This is a genomic window from Streptomyces sp. NPDC053432 (genome assembly GCF_055585365.1).
Map to the genome: position 1 here is coordinate 271,095 of NZ_JBVJKF010000003.1, position 17,131 is coordinate 288,225.

The 17,131-nt window shown below is 73.6% G+C and carries 12 protein-coding genes, 1 tRNA gene and 1 pseudogene; 5 read left to right on the forward strand and 9 right to left on the reverse strand.

Annotated features, from left to right (window positions below; all coding sequences use genetic code 11):
- Positions 1-9 precede the first annotated feature (9 nt).
- From ACZ6Y1_RS07330 to ACZ6Y1_RS07340, 3 genes are all read right to left on the reverse strand, one after another.
- Positions 10-1,278, reverse strand: coding sequence for an ABC transporter substrate-binding protein (locus tag ACZ6Y1_RS07330; protein ID WP_469624394.1), 1,269 nt, complete (start codon positions 1,276-1,278; stop codon positions 10-12).
- A 133-nt stretch (positions 1,279-1,411) separates the two neighbouring features.
- Complete coding sequence (locus ACZ6Y1_RS07335) at positions 1,412-3,235, reverse strand: AMP-dependent synthetase/ligase (RefSeq protein WP_469624397.1); 1,824 nt, start codon at positions 3,233-3,235, stop codon at positions 1,412-1,414.
- A 318-nt stretch (positions 3,236-3,553) separates the two neighbouring features.
- Positions 3,554-4,405: a LysR substrate-binding domain-containing protein gene (locus tag ACZ6Y1_RS07340; protein WP_469624400.1), complete on the reverse strand. Its 852-nt coding sequence runs from the start codon at positions 4,403-4,405 to the stop codon at positions 3,554-3,556.
- Positions 4,406-5,010: 605 nt separating this feature from the next.
- Here ACZ6Y1_RS07340 and ACZ6Y1_RS07345 point away from each other — a divergent pair.
- Both ACZ6Y1_RS07345 and ACZ6Y1_RS07350 read left to right on the forward strand, forming a co-directional pair.
- Positions 5,011-6,054 carry a bile acid:sodium symporter family protein gene (locus tag ACZ6Y1_RS07345; protein WP_469624402.1) on the forward strand — a complete coding sequence of 348 codons (1,044 nt, stop codon included), beginning with the start codon at positions 5,011-5,013 and terminating at the stop codon, positions 6,052-6,054.
- A gap of 9 nt (positions 6,055-6,063) precedes the next feature.
- Positions 6,064-6,498 carry a (2Fe-2S) ferredoxin domain-containing protein gene (locus ACZ6Y1_RS07350; protein WP_469624404.1) on the forward strand — a complete coding sequence of 145 codons (435 nt, stop codon included), beginning with the start codon at positions 6,064-6,066 and terminating at the stop codon, positions 6,496-6,498.
- Positions 6,499-6,525: 27 nt separating this feature from the next.
- Here the strand turns inward: ACZ6Y1_RS07350 and fdhD are convergent, their stop codons facing one another.
- Positions 6,526-7,353 carry a formate dehydrogenase accessory sulfurtransferase FdhD gene (fdhD, locus tag ACZ6Y1_RS07355; RefSeq protein ID WP_469624879.1) on the reverse strand — a complete coding sequence of 276 codons (828 nt, stop codon included), beginning with the start codon at positions 7,351-7,353 and terminating at the stop codon, positions 6,526-6,528.
- A gap of 205 nt (positions 7,354-7,558) precedes the next feature.
- On the opposite strand from fdhD, the gene ACZ6Y1_RS07360 reads away from it, so the two are divergent.
- Positions 7,559-8,500 carry a beta-ketoacyl-ACP synthase III gene (locus ACZ6Y1_RS07360; RefSeq protein ID WP_469624406.1) on the forward strand — a complete coding sequence of 314 codons (942 nt, stop codon included), beginning with the start codon at positions 7,559-7,561 and terminating at the stop codon, positions 8,498-8,500.
- On the opposite strand, the gene ACZ6Y1_RS07365 is transcribed toward ACZ6Y1_RS07360, so the two are convergent.
- Positions 8,484-9,635 carry a low temperature requirement protein A gene (locus ACZ6Y1_RS07365; RefSeq protein ID WP_469624408.1) on the reverse strand — a complete coding sequence of 384 codons (1,152 nt, stop codon included), beginning with the start codon at positions 9,633-9,635 and terminating at the stop codon, positions 8,484-8,486. The genes ACZ6Y1_RS07360 and ACZ6Y1_RS07365 overlap by 17 nt on opposite strands.
- Before the next feature lie 209 nt (positions 9,636-9,844).
- On the opposite strand from ACZ6Y1_RS07365, the gene ACZ6Y1_RS07370 reads away from it, so the two are divergent.
- Positions 9,845-9,929, forward strand: a tRNA-Leu gene (locus tag ACZ6Y1_RS07370).
- A gap of 407 nt (positions 9,930-10,336) precedes the next feature.
- Here ACZ6Y1_RS07370 and ACZ6Y1_RS07375 read toward each other — a convergent pair.
- Together ACZ6Y1_RS07375 and ACZ6Y1_RS07380 are read right to left on the reverse strand one after the other, a co-directional pair.
- Positions 10,337-11,056: pseudogene (locus tag ACZ6Y1_RS07375) on the reverse strand (IclR family transcriptional regulator domain-containing protein); the annotation flags it as partial.
- An 815-nt stretch (positions 11,057-11,871) separates the two neighbouring features.
- On the reverse strand, positions 11,872-12,555 hold the full coding sequence (locus ACZ6Y1_RS07380) for a sigma factor-like helix-turn-helix DNA-binding protein (protein WP_469624411.1): 684 nt from the start codon (positions 12,553-12,555) through the stop codon (positions 11,872-11,874).
- A gap of 272 nt (positions 12,556-12,827) precedes the next feature.
- Between ACZ6Y1_RS07380 and metG the strand changes: the two genes are divergently transcribed.
- Positions 12,828-14,543, forward strand: coding sequence for a methionine--tRNA ligase (metG, locus tag ACZ6Y1_RS07385; protein WP_469624414.1), 1,716 nt, complete (start codon positions 12,828-12,830; stop codon positions 14,541-14,543).
- A 37-nt stretch (positions 14,544-14,580) separates the two neighbouring features.
- Here metG and ACZ6Y1_RS07390 read toward each other — a convergent pair whose 3' ends face one another.
- A complete protein-coding gene (locus ACZ6Y1_RS07390; RefSeq protein ID WP_469624417.1) occupies positions 14,581-15,939 on the reverse strand; it encodes a M20/M25/M40 family metallo-hydrolase in 1,359 nt (452 codons plus the stop codon).
- A gap of 212 nt (positions 15,940-16,151) precedes the next feature.
- The gene (locus ACZ6Y1_RS07395; protein WP_469624420.1) at positions 16,152-17,081 is read right to left on the reverse strand and encodes an alpha/beta hydrolase; all 930 of its coding nucleotides are present in this window, start codon (positions 17,079-17,081) and stop codon (positions 16,152-16,154) included.
- Positions 17,082-17,131: the final 50 nt, after the last annotated feature.

Here is a 17,131-nt window from a genome sequence, read left to right on the forward strand (position 1 = left end):
GCCCCGCCCCTACTTGAAGGGGATGGGCTCGTAGCACTTGAACGGTACGGAGACCTCGTACGCGCCGTTCTTCAGCTGTACGAGCGCTCCGCAGCCGAAGCTGTCCTTCTGCCCCTTGGGCTCGGCCCGGTCGCCGACGAGCGTGCCCTTGTCGGAGAAGGCCTGTGCGGCGGCCTGGAAGGATTCGACGGTCAGATCCCGGCCGGCCTTCCCGGCGATGGACACGAACAGGTCGGCCGACATGTAGCCGGTCAGCATGTGCATGTTGAGCGGGACGTCCTGGCCGCCCGCCGCCGCCTTGATGTCGGCCTTGAACTGCGCCATCTGCGGGTCCGTGGACTCGAACGGCTGGAACTGGAGCAGGACGTGCACCCCGTCGAGGGCCTGCTTGGTGGCGTCCTTGGCGAGCAGACCGGGGTCGTAGTCGGTCGGGTCGGACAGCACTCCCTTGTACCCGGCGCGCTTGAGGGCGGTGAACAGCCCGATGTTGTTGGGGGTCTGCATGACGGAGACGACGGCGTCCGGGGCCTTGCCGCCCTCGCCCTCCAGGATGTCCTTGACGTAGGCCGACCAGTCGCTCGGCACGGCCGTGGAGGGCACGGAGGCCTTGGCGTAGGAGACCTTGAACCCGGCGCTGGTGAAGCCCTGCTGGAAGGTGCGGATGCCGAACTTCCCGGCGTCGCTGTCGTTGGCGATGATCGCGACCGACTTGCCCCGGGCGCCGCCGAGGACCTGCCCGATGCCCTCGGGCCAGGTCTGGTTGAGGGTACCGCCGGGCGTGGGCACCAGGCATCCGTTGAAACCGTAGATGTACTTGGGCCCGCAGAACGAGGGCAGGGTGCCCCAGCCGAAGGTGGGGACCTTCTCCTGCTCCAGGAAGTCGGCGCCGGAGAAGGTCACCGAGCTCATGGGCGCGACGGCGAAGACCTTGTCCTGCTGGACGAGTTTGCGGGCGGCGCTGAGGTTCTTCGCCGGGTCCTGTCCGTCGTCCTCCGCACCGAGGTACTCGATCTTGCGGCCGTTGACGCCGCCTTCGGCGTTGGCTCTCATGTAGCGGGCCCTGGCGCCGAGATCGGTGTCCTTCTTGCTGTAGCCGCTGGCGCTGGTCATCGACACGATGCCGCCGACCTTGACCGACTCGGCGGTCACCCCGCGGCGGTCGCCGGGCGCGTCGCCCGCGCCGCCCTTGGAGTTCCCTTTGGTGGAGGCGGAATTGCAGGCGGCTACGAGCGCGAGCGCCGCTGCCGCGGCGGCCAGGGTGCGGATCGGACGCAACATGTCGGGGATCCCCTCCGGTCGGAATCCCCGCATTCTGTGCGTGACCTGACGGTCCGTCAATATCCATCACACAGGGAAGTGACGAACCGTCAGTTCGCGTTACAGGCTCTGGGGAGGGCGGTGGCGCCCCTGGTCAGGACTCGTAGAGCGCCGCGACCTCCTTCGCGTACGCCTTCTCGATCGCCCGGCGCTTCAGCTTCAGCGAGGGGGTCAGCAGCCCCCGCTCCTCCGTGAACTGCCCGGCCAGCACCCGGAAGGCGCGGATCGCCTCCGCCTGCGAGACCAGCGTGTTCGCGGCCACCACCGCCCGCCGGACCTCCGCCGTCAGATCCGCGTCCCGCACCAGCTCCTCCGCCGCCCGCTGCGGCCGGCCGCGCATCGACAGCCAGTGCGCGATCCCCTCCACGTCCAGGGTGACCAGGGCCGCGATGTACGGCCGGTCGTTGCCCACGAGCACGCACTGCGAGACCAGCGGATGCGAACGGACCCGCTCCTCCAGTGCGTTCGGGGCCACGCTCTTGCCGTTGGAGGTCACCAGGATCTCCTTCTTGCGCCCGGTGATCGTGAGGTAGCCGTCCTCGTCCAGCCGCCCCAGGTCACCGGTGGCCAGCCAGCCGCCGCGCAGCACCTCCTCCGTGGCCCTGGGGTCGCCCAGGTACCCGGAGAAGACGTGCCCGCCGTGCAGCCAGATCTCCCCGTCGTCCGCGATGTGCACGGTGCTGCCCGGGATCGGCCGCCCGACCGTGCCGTACTTCGTCGCCCCGGGAGGGTTCGCCGTCGCCGCCGCGCACGACTCCGTCAGGCCGTACCCCTCGAAGACCGTGATCCCGGCGCCGTCGAAGAAGAGCCCCAGGCGGCGCGACATCGCCGACCCGCCCGACATGGCGTGCCGCACCCGGCCGCCCAGCGCCTCGCGGACCTTCCCGTAGACGAGCTTCTCGAAGAGCTGGTGCTCCATCCGCAGCGCGGCCGAGGGGCCGGGCCCGGTGCCGAAGGCCTTCTGCTCGCGCGCCTCCGCGTACCGCACGGCCGTCTCCACCGCCCGGTCGAAGGGGCCCGTACGGCCCTCCGCCTCCGCCTTGCGGCGTGCCGCCGCGAAGATCTTCTCGAAGACGTACGGGACCCCGAGCACGAACGTCGGCCGGAACGCGGCGAGGTCCGGCAGCAGCTCCGCGGCCGCCAGCACCGGCTGGTGCCCGAGCTTGACCCGCGAGCGGACGGCGGCCACCTCCACCATCCGCCCGAAGACGTGCGCCAGCGGCAGGAAGAGCAGGGTGGACGGCTGCTCGCCCTGCCGGGCCTGGAACACCGACTCCCAGCGGCTGACCAGGGTGTCCGTCTCGTACATGAAGTTCGCGTGGGTGAGCACGCACCCCTTGGGCCGGCCGGTGGTCCCGGAGGTGTAGATGACGGTCGCCGTCGCATCGGGCGTCACCGCGCGGCGGTGCCGGTCCACCACGTCCTCGGCGACCCCCGCCCCGTCCGCGACGAGTTCCCCGACCGCCCCGGCGTCGAGCTGCCAGAGCCTGCGCAGCAGGGGGAGCCCGTCGACGACCGAGCCCACCGTCATCGCCTGGTCCTCGTTCTCCACGACGCAGGCCGTGCACGCGGAATCGGACAGGATCCACTGCACCTGTTCGGCGGAGGCGGTCGGATAGACGGGGACGGGCTGCGCGCCGACCGCCCAGAGGGCGAAGTCGAAGAGCGTCCACTCGTACCGGGTACGGGACATGATCGCGACCCGGTCCCCGAAGCGGATCCCCTGCGCCAGCAGCCCCTTGGCGAGCGCCAGCACCTCGGCGGCCAGCTCCCCGGACGTCACGTCCTGCCAGACCCCGCCGCTCTTGCGGCCCAGGACCACCCGGTCGGGCTCCTGCCGCGCGTACTGGAACACGACGTCCGCCAGTCCGCCGACGGGCGTGCCCGTGACGACGGGCGGGACGGTGATCTCCTTCAAGCCCCCGCTCCTCTCCGCGCGCCGCGGTGAACCTACCGCACGGTAAACGGGGGTTGATCTGCAGCGGAAGACCTCCACAAGACCTCCCCAGAGCCCTGCTCGCCGCTGCGTCCCGGCCCCGCCGCTGCCGGGGGCCCTGCCCCCGGACCCCCGCGCCTCAAACGCCGGCGGGGCTGAGAGTTCCAGCCGTCCGGCGTTCGAGGACCGGGGACCGGGGCCCGGGGCGGAGCCACGGGAAACGGAGAAAGGGCGGGATGGGGCCCGGCTCCGCGCAGCGGCACCGCACGCGGCGCCCCCGCACCCGTACCCGCACCGCGGTCACGCCGGGCGGCTCAGCCGGTCGCCGCCGGCGAGCACGGCCGCGGCCAGGGCCTCCGCGGCAGCGGACGGCCGTGCCCCGCGCAGCAGCGCGAACTCCACCGGCCCGAGCTCCGGCAGCCCGCCGACCCGCACCAGCCCCGGCGGGATCAGCCCCCGCGTATGGGCCATCACGCCCAGCCCGGCGCGGGCCGCCGCGATCAGCCCGCTCAGGCTGCCGCTCGTACACGCGATCCGCCACGCACGCCCCTCCCGCTCCAGCACCTCCAGCGCCCGGGCCCGGGTGATGCCCGGGGGCGGGAACACGATCAGCGGGACCGGCCGTTCGGGATCCACCCGCAGCCCCTCGGCCCCGATCCACACCATCCGGTCCCGCCACACCAGCCGCCCGCGCTCGTCCCCGGGTCCGCGCCGCTTGGCCAGCACCAGGTCGAGGCGCCCGGCGTCGAGCCGCTCGTGCAGGGTCCCCGAGAGCTCCACCGACAGCTCCAGGTCCACTTCGGGGTGCTCGTGCCGGAAGCCCTCCAGGACCTCCGGCAGCCGGGTCAGCACGAAGTCCTCGGAGGCCCCGAACCGCAGCCGCCCCCGCAGCCGGGTCCCGGTGAAGAAGGCCGCCGCCCGCTCGTGCGCCTCCAGGATGGTCCGCGCGAAGCCGAGCATCGCCTCGCCGTCCTCCGTCAGCTCCACGCTGTGCGTGTCCCGGACGAACAGCGGCCGGCCCGTCGCGTCCTCCAGCCGCCGCACGTGCTGGCTGACGGTGGACTGCCGCACGCCGAGCCGTCCGGCGGCCTGCGTGAAGCTCAGCGTCTGGGCCACGGTCAGGAAGGTGCGCAGCTGGACGGGGTCGTACACACCGGCCAGCGTACGCCGCGCCCATCACGCGGCGCGATGGCAGTGAGCACGGTGTACGGGTTTCCCGATCACCGCCCGACCCGCGACGATGGAACGCAGACGTCCACCCCACCGCGCCCGCACGGCTCGTGCTCCGCGCAGCCCCGTCCCGCCCAGGCAGGCGCCCGCGCGGCATCCGGCCCGCCCAGGCCCGGGCCCGTGCGGTACCCGGCCCGCAGGCCGGGCGCCCGTGGGCATCAGGCCCGCGCAGGGCCGACGCCCGTGGGGCATCCGGCCCGCCAGGCCGGGCGCCCGTGCGGTACCCGTCCCGCGCAGGGCGACGACGCCCGTGCGGCATCCGGCTGCGCAGGCCCGGCGGCCGTGCGGAAACTGGCCCGCGCGGGCCGGCCGCCCGTGGGGTACTCGCCCCGCGCAAGCGGCGCGCCCGTGCGGCATCCGGCTGCGCAGGCCCGGCGCGGGTACCTGGCCGTGCAGGCCGGCCGCCCGTGCGGCTCCGGGCCGCGCGGGACGGTGTCTGGCGGGTACCGGCTCGGCGGCATCGCCGCGCGCGAAACCGCACCGTCCGTCCGTCCCCGAGCCCCCGACAGCGAAAAGAGCACCCGCACATGCGCCGCCCGCACCTCCCCGCCCGGCTGCCCCTGGATCCGTACGTCCTGGCCCTCCTCGGCACCGTCGGCCTCGCCGCGCTGCTGCCCGCGCGCGGCCCGGCCGCCGGCGTAGCCGAAGGGGCCTCCACCGCGGCCGTGGCCCTGCTCTTCTTCCTCTACGGCGCCCGCCTCTCCACCCGCGAGGCCCTCGACGGCCTGCGCCACTGGCGGCTGCACCTGACCGTGCTCGCCTGTACCTTCCTCCTCTTCCCCCTCCTCGGCCTGGCCGCCCGCGGCCTCGTCCCCACCCTGCTCACGCCCCCGCTCCACAGCGGTCTGCTCTTCCTCTGCCTGGTCCCCTCGACCGTCCAGTCCTCCATCGCCTTCACCTCGATCGCCCGCGGCAACGTCCCCGCCGCGATCTGCGCCGGCTCCTTCTCCAGCCTCGCCGGGATCCTGCTCACTCCGCTCCTGGCCGCCGGCCTGCTCGGCGGGGACGCGGGCGGCTTCTCCCTGCATTCCTTCCTCAAGATCGTCCTCCAGCTGCTGCTGCCGTTCCTGCTCGGCCAGGCCCTGCGCCCCTGGGTCGGCGGGTTCCTCGTCAGCAACAAGAAGGTGCTCGGCCTCGTCGACCGCGGTTCGATCCTGCTCGTCGTGTACGCGGCATTCAGCGCCGGCATGGCCGCCGGGATCTGGCACCAGGTCAGCCTCCCGCGCCTCGGCGCCCTGATGGCGGTGGAAGCCGTACTCCTCGCCGTGATGCTCCTCGTCACCTGGTACGGATCCCGGCGCCTCGGCTTCGCCCGCGCGGACCGCGTCGCCATCCAGTTCGCCGGGTCGAAGAAGAGCCTCGCCGCCGGACTCCCCATGGCCAGCGTCCTGTTCGGCGCCCAGGCGAGCCTCGCGGTGCTCCCGCTGATGCTCTTCCACCAGATGCAGCTGATGGTGTGCGCCGTCCTCGCCCGCCGCCGCGCCCAGGACCCGCCGGAGCCCGGCTCCGCCGCAGACCGTGTGGCGGAGGTCTCCCTCCCCTCCCAACAGCCCACCGGCCAGGCCCGATAACGTTCGGTGGTGACCTGGATACGCCCGCTCGCCGCCCACGCCGAACGCCCCTGCACCCTGGTCGTCTGCCGCGGCTGCTGCTGCGGCGACCCCCGCAAGAACCCCGGCACCGACCACGCCGGACAGCTCGCCCGGCTGCGCGAGGCCGCCGCGGCCTCCGGGGGCCGGCTGGCCGTCCGTACGAGCGACTGCCTCGGCCCCTGCGCCCAGGCCAACGTCATCGTGGTCCAGCCCACCAGCGAGGCGCGCCGCCGCGGGGCGCGCGCGGCCTGGTTCGGCTGGGCCCTGGACGACACCGCCACCGACGAGATCATCGCCTGGGCCGAGTCCGGCGGCCCCGGCACCGCCCCGGTGCCGGCCACTTTGGACCTGCACCGCATCGAACCGCCGGAACCGAAGCCGAAGCCGGACTCCACCCGCCGTGGCCGGCGCGGCCGCCGCTGAACCGCGCCGGCACGGGCCGGGCCGCCCCTACCGGATGATCCGCTCCTCGCCCGCGTAGATGTTCATGTCAGGCCCCCGCAGGAAGCCGACGAGCGTCATCCCCGACTCCACGGCCAGGTCCACGGCGAGGGAGGACGGCGCGGAGACCGCCGCCAGGACGGGGATGCCCGCCATCACGGCCTTCTGGACCAGCTCGAAGGAGGCCCGGCCCGACACCAGCAGGACCGCCCCCGCCAGGGGGAGCCGTCCCGCCTGGAGGGCCCGGCCGACTATCTTGTCCACCGCGTTGTGCCGGCCCACGTCCTCCCGCAGGTCCAGCAGCTCGCCCCCGGCCGTGAACAGCCCGGCCGCGTGCAGCCCGCCCGTGCGGTCGAAGACCTTCTGCGCGGCGCGCAGCCCGTCCGGAAGCCCCGTGAGGACCTCCACGGGAACCCGGACCGGATCCGCCGCCGCCCCCGCGAACCGGGTCGCGGTACGGACCGCGTCCAGGCTCGCCTTCCCGCACAGGCCGCAGGAGGAGGTGGTGTAGACGTTCCGCTCCAGCGTGATGTCCGGCACCTGAACCCCGGCGGCCAGCTGCACGTTGACCACGTTGTAGGTGTTCGACCCGTCCTCGGCCGCGCCTTCGCAGTAGGTGACGGCCTGGACGTCCGAGGCCGCCGCCAGCACGCCCTCGCTCACGAGGAAACCCACCGCCAGCGCGAAGTCGTCGCCCGGCGTCCGCATGGTGATGGCCAGCGGCTTTCCGTTCAGGCGGATCTCCAGGGGCTCCTCGGCCACCAGCGTGTCCGGGCGCACACCCGCCACTCCGCCCCGGATCCGGACGACGCGACGGCGCTCGGTGACCCGTCCCATGGTGATCAGTCCAACCTTCTGTTCCTCGTCCGCATCCGACGGAGCCATTGTCCCGGTTCCGCTTCGAGCGCCGCCCCCGGCAGCCGGATCCTCGGGAATCTCCAAAATGCAGCCCCGGAATCCTGTCGGGTCACACGCACACGTACCCGTCAGTAGCAGGCAAAGCTGGGTGATCCTGACTTCCGTACGAGGGGGGACCCCGCCCATGACCGGTTCACGAGTGGTGGCGCTAGGGCACTACCAGCCCGCGAAAGTGCTCACCAACGAGGACCTCGCGGCCATGGTCGACACCACCGACGAGTGGATCCGCTCCCGCGTCGGCATCCGCACCCGCCACGTGGCGGGCCCGGACGAGCCGGTCGACGAGCTGGCCTTCCAGGCCGCGGGCAAGGCACTGGCCGGCGCCGGTCTGACCCCGGACGACATCGACCTCGTCCTGGTCGCCACCTCCACCGCGATCGACCGCTCGCCCAACATGGCCGCCCGTGTGGCAGCCAAGCTGGGCATGGGCGGCGGCCCCGCCGTGATGGACATCAACGTCGTCTGCTCGGGCTTCACCCACGCCCTGGCCACGGCCGACCACGCCATCCGGGCCGGCTCGGCCACCCGCGCGCTGGTGATCGGCGCGGACAAGATGACCGAGATCACCGACTGGAGCGACCGCACCACCTGCGTGCTCACCGGCGACGGAGCCGGCGCGGCAGTCGTCGAGGCCAGCGAGGAGCCCGGCATCGGGCCCGTGCTGTGGGGATCGGTCCCGGAGATGGGCAACGCCGTCCGCATCGAGGGCTCCCCGCCGGTCTTCGCGCAGGAGGGCCAGTCCGTCTACCGCTGGACCACCAGCCAGCTCCCGCCGCTCGCCCGCAAGGTCTGCGGGAAGGCCGGGATCCTGCCGGAGGACCTCGCCGCGGTCGTCCTGCACCAGGCCAACCTGCGGATCATCGAGCCCCTCGCCGCCAAGATCGGCGCCGTCAACGCCGTCGTCGCCCGCGACGTCGTCGACTCCGGCAACACCTCGGCCGGCAGCATCCCGATGGCCCTGTCCAAGCTGGTCCAGCGCGGTGAGATCCCCTCCGGAGCCCCCGTCCTCCTCTTCGGCTTCGGCGGCAACCTCTCCTACGCGGGCCAGGTCATCCGCTGCCCCTGACCCCGGCCGCCCGTACGGCGCGCCCCTCCACGGCCAGCGCGCCGACGAGCACCAGCACCAGCGCCACCAGCTGCCACGCGCCGCCCAGCCGCATCCCGGCGGCGGCGGTGGCCAGCACCGGCACGACCGCCGCCGCGCGGAAGCGCACGGGCCTGATGCCCAGCACCAGCCGGAAGGCCACGTCCCCGGCCAGGTAGCAGGCCACCCCGCCCGCGAGGGCGGCGGCCGGGCCCGCGGCGAGGTGCTCCCCGAGGTGCCCGATGGTCTTCTTCACGCCCGCCGAGAAGGCGGCGATGCCCAGCAGCATCGGGATGAACGCGTAGTAGTACGCGCGCAGCGCCGGCTTGAACCGCCGCTCGGGCGGCGTGCCGGAGAACACCTCCTCGGCCCGGCCCTCGTCGCGGACGAAGTACATCCACCACAGGGCGGCGCCGACGGCCAGCGTCAGGAACGCGCCGGTGACGATCCCGAGGGTCGGCGGCACCGGGCCCACGCCGATGCCGATCGCGATCACCGACTCGCCGAACACGATGATCAGCAGCAGCCCGTGCCGTTCCACGAAGTGCGGGGCGCTGATCGCACCGTGCTGGTCCCCGGTCCGGGCCTGCGGCCCCCGCGCGGCCAGCCGCCGCACGATGGAGGCCGTCGCGAACTGCAGCACGAGCGCCAGCACCCACAGCCCCCACGCGGCCGGCCCGTCGAACAGCCCGGCCGCGGTGACCGACAGCGCGGACAGCGTGTTCGGCAGCGCGAACCAGACCACCCCGCGCCCGTGGGCCTCCGTGAACAGCGCGGCGTGCACCAGCACGACCATGAGGTAACCCAGCCCGAAGGCCACACCGCCGCCCCCGAAGGCGGTCGGCACGGCCAGCGCGCACACCAGGAACGCGCCCATGGCCAGCAGGAGCAGCACCCGGCGCACGGGCCGGTCCGGCGGCACCTGGTTGGTCAGATAGGCGTAGCCCCCGTACATCCAGAACAGCACCGTGAAGATCAGCAGCACCTGCCCCGCGCTGCGCAGGCCGATGTCGTCCGCCAGCAGCACCGTCAGCTGGGTGATCGTGAAGACGAAGACGAGGTCGAAGAAAAGCTCCAACGTGCTGACGCGGTGCTCGGATTGATGCTCGGTTCCCATGCGCGGCTCCCCCCGGACGTGTGCGTGCACATCCGACCGCCCGGGGCGCCCCGCTGTCCAGCCGGTCTCGCCATCCGGGAGCCGCTCTCCGCATGCCTGCAGGTCAGCACGGCGTGGCGGAACACGGGCCGCGCGGATAAGTGGTCTGAGCCCCGTCAATCCTTTGCTATTGTTGTCCATGTCGCCGCGGGAAACCGGGCGGTCACCTAGTCCGGGTGGCGGAATGGCAGACGCGCTAGCTTGAGGTGCTAGTGCCCTTTATCGGGCGTGGGGGTTCAAGTCCCCCCTCGGACACAGAAAGAAGAACCCCACTTCGGTGGGGTTCTTCTGCGTTTCCGGACGGTCTTCGCGCACGGTCCTCCCGCGTGGCCCTTCCCGCACGGGTCCGTCCGTCACGTGCGCAGCACCACCAGCCCGCCCGGAGTCGTCAGGCTGCCCGGGGTGACCGGGGTGAAGGTGTGGGGGAGGGCCAGGCCGGGCCCGCCGGCCGCGGCGGCGTCGAAGAGGTACGCCGCGCCCGCCTCCGGGTCGCTGACCAGGTGAGGGCCGTCGGCCGGGCCGGCGGAGCCCGTGAGCGGGGTCCGGAACAGCCGTCGCAGGTGGCGCAGGGTCTCCGCCGTGACCGGCGCCCTGACCGGCGGGGGCGGCACCGGAGCCGCGTCCCCGGATCCGGCGGGGGCGTCCGGCGGGATCGCCCCCGACAGGAGCAGCGCCAGCAGCACCGGGACGGCCTTGCGGCGCAGGGCCTCGGTGGCCGGGCGCAGCCGGTGGGCGTGGGCGGCGGGCAGGGAGAGCGCCAGGCTTCCGGCGGCGTCGCCGGTGGCGATCGGGACCGCCGAGCACACCACCCCGGGGGCGTATTCGCGCAGGTCGAAGACGGGTGCGCCGGGAGCGACCGCGTCCAGGGCGGTGAACAGGGCCCGGCTGTCGGTGATGGTGCGCGGGGTGAGCCGGGCCGGGCGGTGGCGGGCCACGTGGTCGGCGCGCCGGTCGTGGTCGAGCTGGGTCAGCAGGCACTTGCCGACCGCGCTGGCGTGCGCGGCGGCCCGGAAGTCCACCCACTCCCGCACCGGCGGGGCCCCCGGCCCGTCCGCCATCTGCGTGATCCGGACCTCGCCCTCGGCGTAGCGGCTCAAGTACACGGCGGCGCCCGCGCTGTCCCGGGCCAGGGCCAGCGTGCGCTGGAGCTGGTCCGCCAGGCCGTGGCCGCCGGGGGCCGCGAGCCGGTCCAGAGCCTCCCCGCGCCCGTACACCCCCGCGCCCGGCCGGTACGCGTACTCCTCCTCGCACAGCATGGACAGCAGCGGCCGCAGCTCCGCCTCGGCCAGCCCGGTCTCCCGCGCCAGCTGCGCGGTCCGCACACCGAGCGGGTGCCGTTCGAGGACCCGTACGACGGCCAGCGCACGCCGCGCCTCCGCCAGGGCCTCCCCGGCCCCGGCCTGGACGACGGTGCCGCGCGCGGACGCCGTCAGCGCCGGGTGGCGCAGCGGACCGACGGCCGGCCGGGCGGCGGGCGCCGCGGGCCAGGAGGGCGCGGTCACCGTGACGGCGGGCACGGGCAGCAGCGGCCGGAACGCCGCCAGCACCCCGGACAGCCCGGGCCTCGGCAGCGGCACCGGGCCCAGATCCGGGTCTTCCCGCTGGTCCACGTGCCGCAGGACGGCGGCCTGTGCGCACAGCCGTACCTCGCGCAGGTCCCGCCGGCCGCCCGGCCGGAAGCCGCGCCGGCCCAGCTCGCGCGCCCAGTGCCGGGCGTCGTGGTGCTCGCCGCGCCGGGAGTGGTCGAGGAAGAGGCAGTAGGCGGCGGCCGTGGTGCGAGCGTTGCCCCAGCCGGCGGCGAACTGCCACCAGAAGAGGGCGCCCTCGCGCAGCCCCGCCAGGTGCAGCACACAGCCGAACACGGTGGCCCCGGCCAGGTCGGTGTGCCCGCCCATGACGAAGGAGTCCAGCTGCGCCACGGCCCTGGGCGCGCACACGGCGGCCAGGCAGGCTGCCTTGAGGTCGCGGCGGGCCCGTTCGGCGTCCAGCGGGCAGTCCCGAACCGGGTCGCTCCAGCCGAAGGCGGCGCGCCACCGGGCGCGGTGTCCGGGGACGGGCGTGTGCGGGGTGGCGCGCAGCAGCCGGGCCTCGGCCGCGCCGAGGTCGTAGTGCGGGTAGCGGTCGCGGACACCCGCCCGGGCCAGGAACCGGGCCAGGGAGCGGGGGGTCTCGTCGCCGTCCTGCCGTTCGTCTCGCTTCATGATCCGGCTGATTCCGCTGATTCCGCTGATTCCGACGACTCCGCCGGTTCAGCGGAGTCGGCGCCCTCGGTCCGCTCGGCCCGGTCCGCCGAGGCGTCGAGCAGGCGGGCGAGCCGCCGGTGGGCCTGGCGGAGGTAGGAGCGGACGGTGGCCTCGTCCACGCCCATCACGGCGGCGGCCTCGCCGGGGGAGCAGCGCAGTCCGTACCGCAGGAGTACGGCGTCGCGCTGGCGCTCGGCCAGCCGGGCCACCGCGGAGTAGAAGCGGATGGTGTCGGTCAGCACCTCGTACTGATCGGCCTGCGCCTCCTTGAGCGCCGCCTCGAAGGCGCTGATGTCCATCGGCTCCGGCCGCCGCCGCCAGGGGTTCAGGAGGTGCTGCCGGCTGACTATGCACTGCTTGAGGACGGTCCAGGCGTAGGCGTCGAGGCGGTCCATGTGGAGCATCCGGAGCCACTCGCCCATGATCGAGTCGAAGGCGGCGTCCACCGCCTCCTCCGCCGCCGCGTCCGATCCCAGCTGCAGGTACGCGAAACGCATGTACGAGGGCCGCCTGTTGGCGTGGAACGCCCAGTACGAGACGCGCGCAGCCGGGTCCCACTGGCTCATGGGCGTCGGCCGTCGCCGCCGGCTCGGCAGTCCCACGGCCCCACCGGACTCCTCCGGTCCGCCATCGCTCACCGTTCCACCTCATCCCCTGTGCGGGGACACGTAATCAGCGCGGGCGCACTCCGGGGGCGCAGAGGAGAAACCTGGAAATATTACGTTCGGTGATGATCGTTTCGTGATCGAAGTCGATCACACGGGGGCTCCGCCGGACGCTTACGCATATGCCCTTCGCTTATCCCTGCAGGTCGCCGCCGACTCGGCCGCCTGTAGCATGGGCTTTCTATCCGGATCGTCACGTCACGTAGTTCCGCACGTACCGCACAAATGAAATGGAGCATCCGAGGATGGCTCGACACCTGATCACCAGCGCGCTTCCCTACATCAACGGGATCAAGCACCTGGGCAACATGGTCGGGTCGATGCTTCCGGCGGATGTGTACTCCCGGTACCTCCGCCAGCGCGGCCACGACGTCCTCTACATCTGCGCCACCGACGAGCACGGCACCCCCGCCGAGCTCGCCGCGAAGGAGGCCGGCCTCTCGGTCGCCGAGTTCTGCGCGCAGGCCCACGACGCCCAGAAGGCGGTCTACGACGGCTTCGAGCTGTCCTTCGACTACTTCGGCCGCAGCTCCTCCGAGCAGAACCGCGAGATCACCCAGCACTTCGCGCGCAGGCTCCAGGAGAACGGCTTCATCGAGGAGCGCGCGATCCGGCAGGTCTACTCGCCGGTCGACGGCCGCTTCCTGCCGGACCGCTACGTCGAGGGCACCTGCCCGCACTGCGGCTACGACAAGGCCCGCGGCGACCAGTGCGAGAACTGCACCCGCGTCCTGGACCCCACGGACCTGATCGAGCCCCGCTCGGCCATCTCCGGCTCCACCGAGCTGGAGGTCCGCGAGACCAAGCACCTCTTCCTGCTGCAGTCCAAGCTCCAGCACGAGGTCGAGGCCTGGGTCTCCGAGCACGAGGAGGAGTGGCCGCAGCTGGCCTCCTCCATCGCCCGCAAGTGGCTGACCGAGGGCCTGCACGACCGCGCCATCACCCGCGACCTCGACTGGGGCGTCCCGGTGCCGGCCGACACCTGGCCGGAGCTCGCCGCCGAGGGCAAGGTCTTCTACGTGTGGTTCGACGCGCCGATCGAGTACATCGGTGCGACCAAGGAGTGGTCCGACCTGGACCCGGCCACCCGCGACTACAAGTCGTGGTGGTACGAGGCCGAGGACGTCCGCTACACCGAGTTCATGGCCAAGGACAACGTCCCGTTCCACACGGTGATGTTCCCCGCCACCGAACTGGCCACCCGCGAGCCGTGGAAGAAGGTCGACTACGTCAAGGCCTTCAACTGGCTGACGTACTACGGCGGCAAGTTCTCCACCTCGCAGAAGCGCGGCGTCTTCACCGACCAGGCGCTGGAGATCCTGCCCGCCGACTTCTGGCGCTACTTCCTCATCGCCAACGCCCCCGAGTCCGACGACTCGTCCTTCACGTGGGAGCACTTCGCCGCCACGGTCAACAAGGACCTCGGAGGCACCCTCGGCAACTTCGTCAACCGCGTGCTCACCTTCTCCCGCAAGAAGTTCGGCGACGAGGTCCCCGCGGGCAGCCCGGCGGGCGAGGCGGAGGCGAAGCTCGGCGAGCAGATCGCCGAGCTGCTGGCCGAGTACGAGGGCCACATGGACACCCTCCAGTACCGCAAGGCCGCGGCCGCGCTGCGCGCCCTGTGGTCGGCCGGCAACGCCTACCTGGACGAGAAGGCCCCCTGGCTGGAGGTCAAGACCGACCTGGAGGCCGCCGCCCTCACCCTGCGCACCGCGATGAACCTCATCCACCTCTACTCGGTGGTCTCCGAGCCGTTCATCCCGGCCTCCGCGCGCGCCATGCGCTCCTCGTTCGCGCTGGCCGACGACAACGCGGCCTGGATCACCCCCGAGCGGGCCAGGGCCCTGGACGCGGTCCCGGCCGGGACCCCGTTCACGGTGCCGCCGGTGCTCTTCGCCCGGATCACCGAGGAGGACCTGGAGTCCTACCGCGAGCGCTTCGGCGGCTCCCCGGAGGCCTGAGGTCCGGTCTCGGGCGGGGGCCGCGGGGGCGCCGCGGTCACCGGGCTTCCCCCGCTGCCCGGTAGTCCGCCGCGTACTCCCGTACGAAGGCGGCCATCGCCACGACCGTGTTGCGCAGCTCGGTGAGGAGGACGCGCTCGTTGGGGGCGTGCAGGTTGCACATGCTGTCCTGCGCGCCGAACAGCAGCACCTCGGCGCCGGGAGCCGCCTTCGCGAGACCGTGCACCAGCGGGATGGAGCCGCCCGCGGCCACGTACGAGGCCTCCGTGCCCCAGGCCTCCTTCAGCGCGGTGAGCGCCGCGCGGTACGCGGGACCGCCCGTGCGGGCCTCGAAGCCGGGCCCGGTGTCGCCCGGGGTTACCTTCAGGGCGACGCCGAACGGACGCTGCGCGCGCAGGTGGGCGACCAGTGCGGCCCGCGCCTCGATCGCGTCCCGGTGCGGGTGGAAGCGCAGGTTCAGCTTGGCCCGGGCGTACGGGACCACCGCCGAGGCGGCGTGCTCCACGGAGGGCGCGTCGAGGCCGATGACGGTGATGGCCGGACCGCTCCAGAGCCGTTCGCCGAGGGACCCGGTGCCGATGAGGGGGACGTCCTCCAGGACGGAGGCGAGCTCGCGGAACTCCTCCTCGGTGTAGGTGGTCCCCTCCCAGGGGTCGCGGCGCAGCACCGGCACGGCCACGTCGCCGTTGGCGTCGTGCAGGGTGGCCAGGGCCCGGAGCAGCACGAGCAGCGCGTCGGGTGCGGCGCCGCCGAACTCCCCGCTGTGGCGCGGTTCGGCGAGGGTGCGCACCTCCACCGTCACCTCGCAGGCCCCGCGCAGGCCGGTGGTCAGCGTGGGGGTGCCCGGGCGCAGGTTGCCGAGGTCGGCGATGACCATGGCGTCGCAGGCGAAGCGGCCCGGGTCGGAGGGCGGGTAGTCGTCGAAGGCGCTGCCGTACTCCTCCTGCCCCTCGATCACCAGCTTGATCCCGACGGGCGGGCGGCCGCCGTACAGCCGCAGCATGCCGAGGAGGGCGATCACGTTCGACTTGTCGTCGGCGATGCCGCGGGCCCGCAGGCCGCCGGGGACGGGGGTGGGCTCGAAGGGCGGGGAGAGCCAGAGGGTGGGGGCGCCGGGCGGCTGGACGTCGTAGTGCGCGTAGAACAGGACGGTGGGCGCGTCCGGTTCCGGGGGCGGGATCTCGCCGTAGATCACCGGGGCCGTGTCGGGGAGGTCGATCCGCTCGACGGTGGGCACCCCGGCCTCGCGGAGCAGGGCCGCGATCAGGTCGTGCGCCTCCTCCACGGGCTCCGGGTCGTAGCCGGGGAAGGCGATGGAGGGTATCGCCGCCAGCCGTTCGAGGTCGGCCCGCAGGCCGTCCATCAGGGCATCGGCCCGGGATTCCACGGATTCCATGCTCCGAGCATGGGGCGGGGCGGGGGAGGACGCCGTGGCGTGCTGGGCCGGACGAGTGAGCGAAAAAGGGGAGCGGCGGGGAGCGGCAGGGGGCGGAGGCGGGGCGGGGCGGGGACGGAGGCGGGGCGGGGACGGAAGCGGGGCGCGGACGGAGGCGGGGAACGGAGGCGGGGCGGGCACGGGAATCGCGGCCGGGGTCCGGAAGCGGCGGCCTATACCTCGCACTGTCCCGGACCGGTGGTCACCGGCTGGGCGCCCGCGACCGGCCGGGCCGCCGCGCCGGCCGGCAGGAGGCAGTCCTCCAGGAAGCCGAGGCAGCGCAGGTGGTAGGAGCGGGCCGCGTATCCCAGGCTGATGTTGTGGCCCGCCCCCGGCTGCCGCTCCACGCACAGCCGGGGCGCCGCGGACAGCAGCGACCTCAGCTCCACGAGCGCCTCCGGGTCGTGCCGCCACCACGTTTCGTGCTCGGCGAAGGTGAAGCGCACGGGCACGCGGACGCGGCTCGCGACGTCCTCGAACAGCCCCGGCCAGCGGCCCATGTCCGCCTGTTCCAGGGCCGGGACGGGGGAGATCACCGAGCCGCTGGTCACGAAGGTGGTCGGCGGGTAGAGGTTCAGCGGCCCCCAGCTCCGCCTGCCCCCGCGGGCCGCCTCCGCGCCCGAGGGGGCGTCCGGCGCGTACCGGTGGCCGCAGCCGGACACCTCCACGCCGAGCAGGTCCGGCGGGGCGTGGCCGGCCGCGGTGAGCAGGGCCACCTTCCCGCCGAACGAGTGCGCCAGCAGGAAGACCCCCGCGCCCGTGCGGAACCGCGAGCGGTAGTCGAGCAGGGCGGCGGCGAGGGTGGCCGCCTGCTCGGTGAGCCCCTGCCCCTCGGGGAGGGGGCCCGCGGACTGCCCGTATCCGGGCCGGTCGACGGCGAGCACGGTGAAGCCGAGCCGTGCGCCGAGGGTGAGCAGGGAGAGGTCGGGCAGGGCCTGGCCGTCGAAGTAGCCGGCGCTCATGCCGGCCCCGTGCACCGCGACCACGGTGGCCCGCGGGGCGCCGCCCCGCGCCTCGCAGAGCAGGGCGGACAGCGGGATCCCCGCGGCGTCCAGGCTGATCCGGCGCACTCCCGGGGACGGGCCGGCGGGCGCGGGGGTCATGGCGCCGTCGCCGTGCGGAGCGCTGTGCGGCGGGCTGCGGGGCTGAAGGG

Bases quoted from the DNA above. Each gene is read 5' to 3' on its own strand.
- fdhD (WP_469624879.1), bottom strand. From the start codon at position 7,353: ATGGGACGGGTCACCGAGCGCCGTCGCGTCGTCCGGATCCGGGGCGGA.
- ACZ6Y1_RS07365 (WP_469624408.1), bottom strand. From the start codon at position 9,635: ATGGGAACCGAGCATCAATCCGAGCACCGCGTCAGCACGTTGGAGCTT.
- ACZ6Y1_RS07360 (WP_469624406.1), top strand. From the start codon at position 7,559: ATGACCGGTTCACGAGTGGTGGCGCTAGGGCACTACCAGCCCGCGAAA.
- ACZ6Y1_RS07330 (WP_469624394.1), bottom strand. From the start codon at position 1,278: ATGTTGCGTCCGATCCGCACCCTGGCCGCCGCGGCAGCGGCGCTCGCG.
- ACZ6Y1_RS07390 (WP_469624417.1), bottom strand. From the start codon at position 15,939: ATGGAATCCGTGGAATCCCGGGCCGATGCCCTGATGGACGGCCTGCGG.
- ACZ6Y1_RS07395 (WP_469624420.1), bottom strand. From the start codon at position 17,081: ATGACCCCCGCGCCCGCCGGCCCGTCCCCGGGAGTGCGCCGGATCAGC.
- ACZ6Y1_RS07345 (WP_469624402.1), top strand. From the start codon at position 5,011: ATGCGCCGCCCGCACCTCCCCGCCCGGCTGCCCCTGGATCCGTACGTC.
- metG (WP_469624414.1), top strand. From the start codon at position 12,828: ATGGCTCGACACCTGATCACCAGCGCGCTTCCCTACATCAACGGGATC.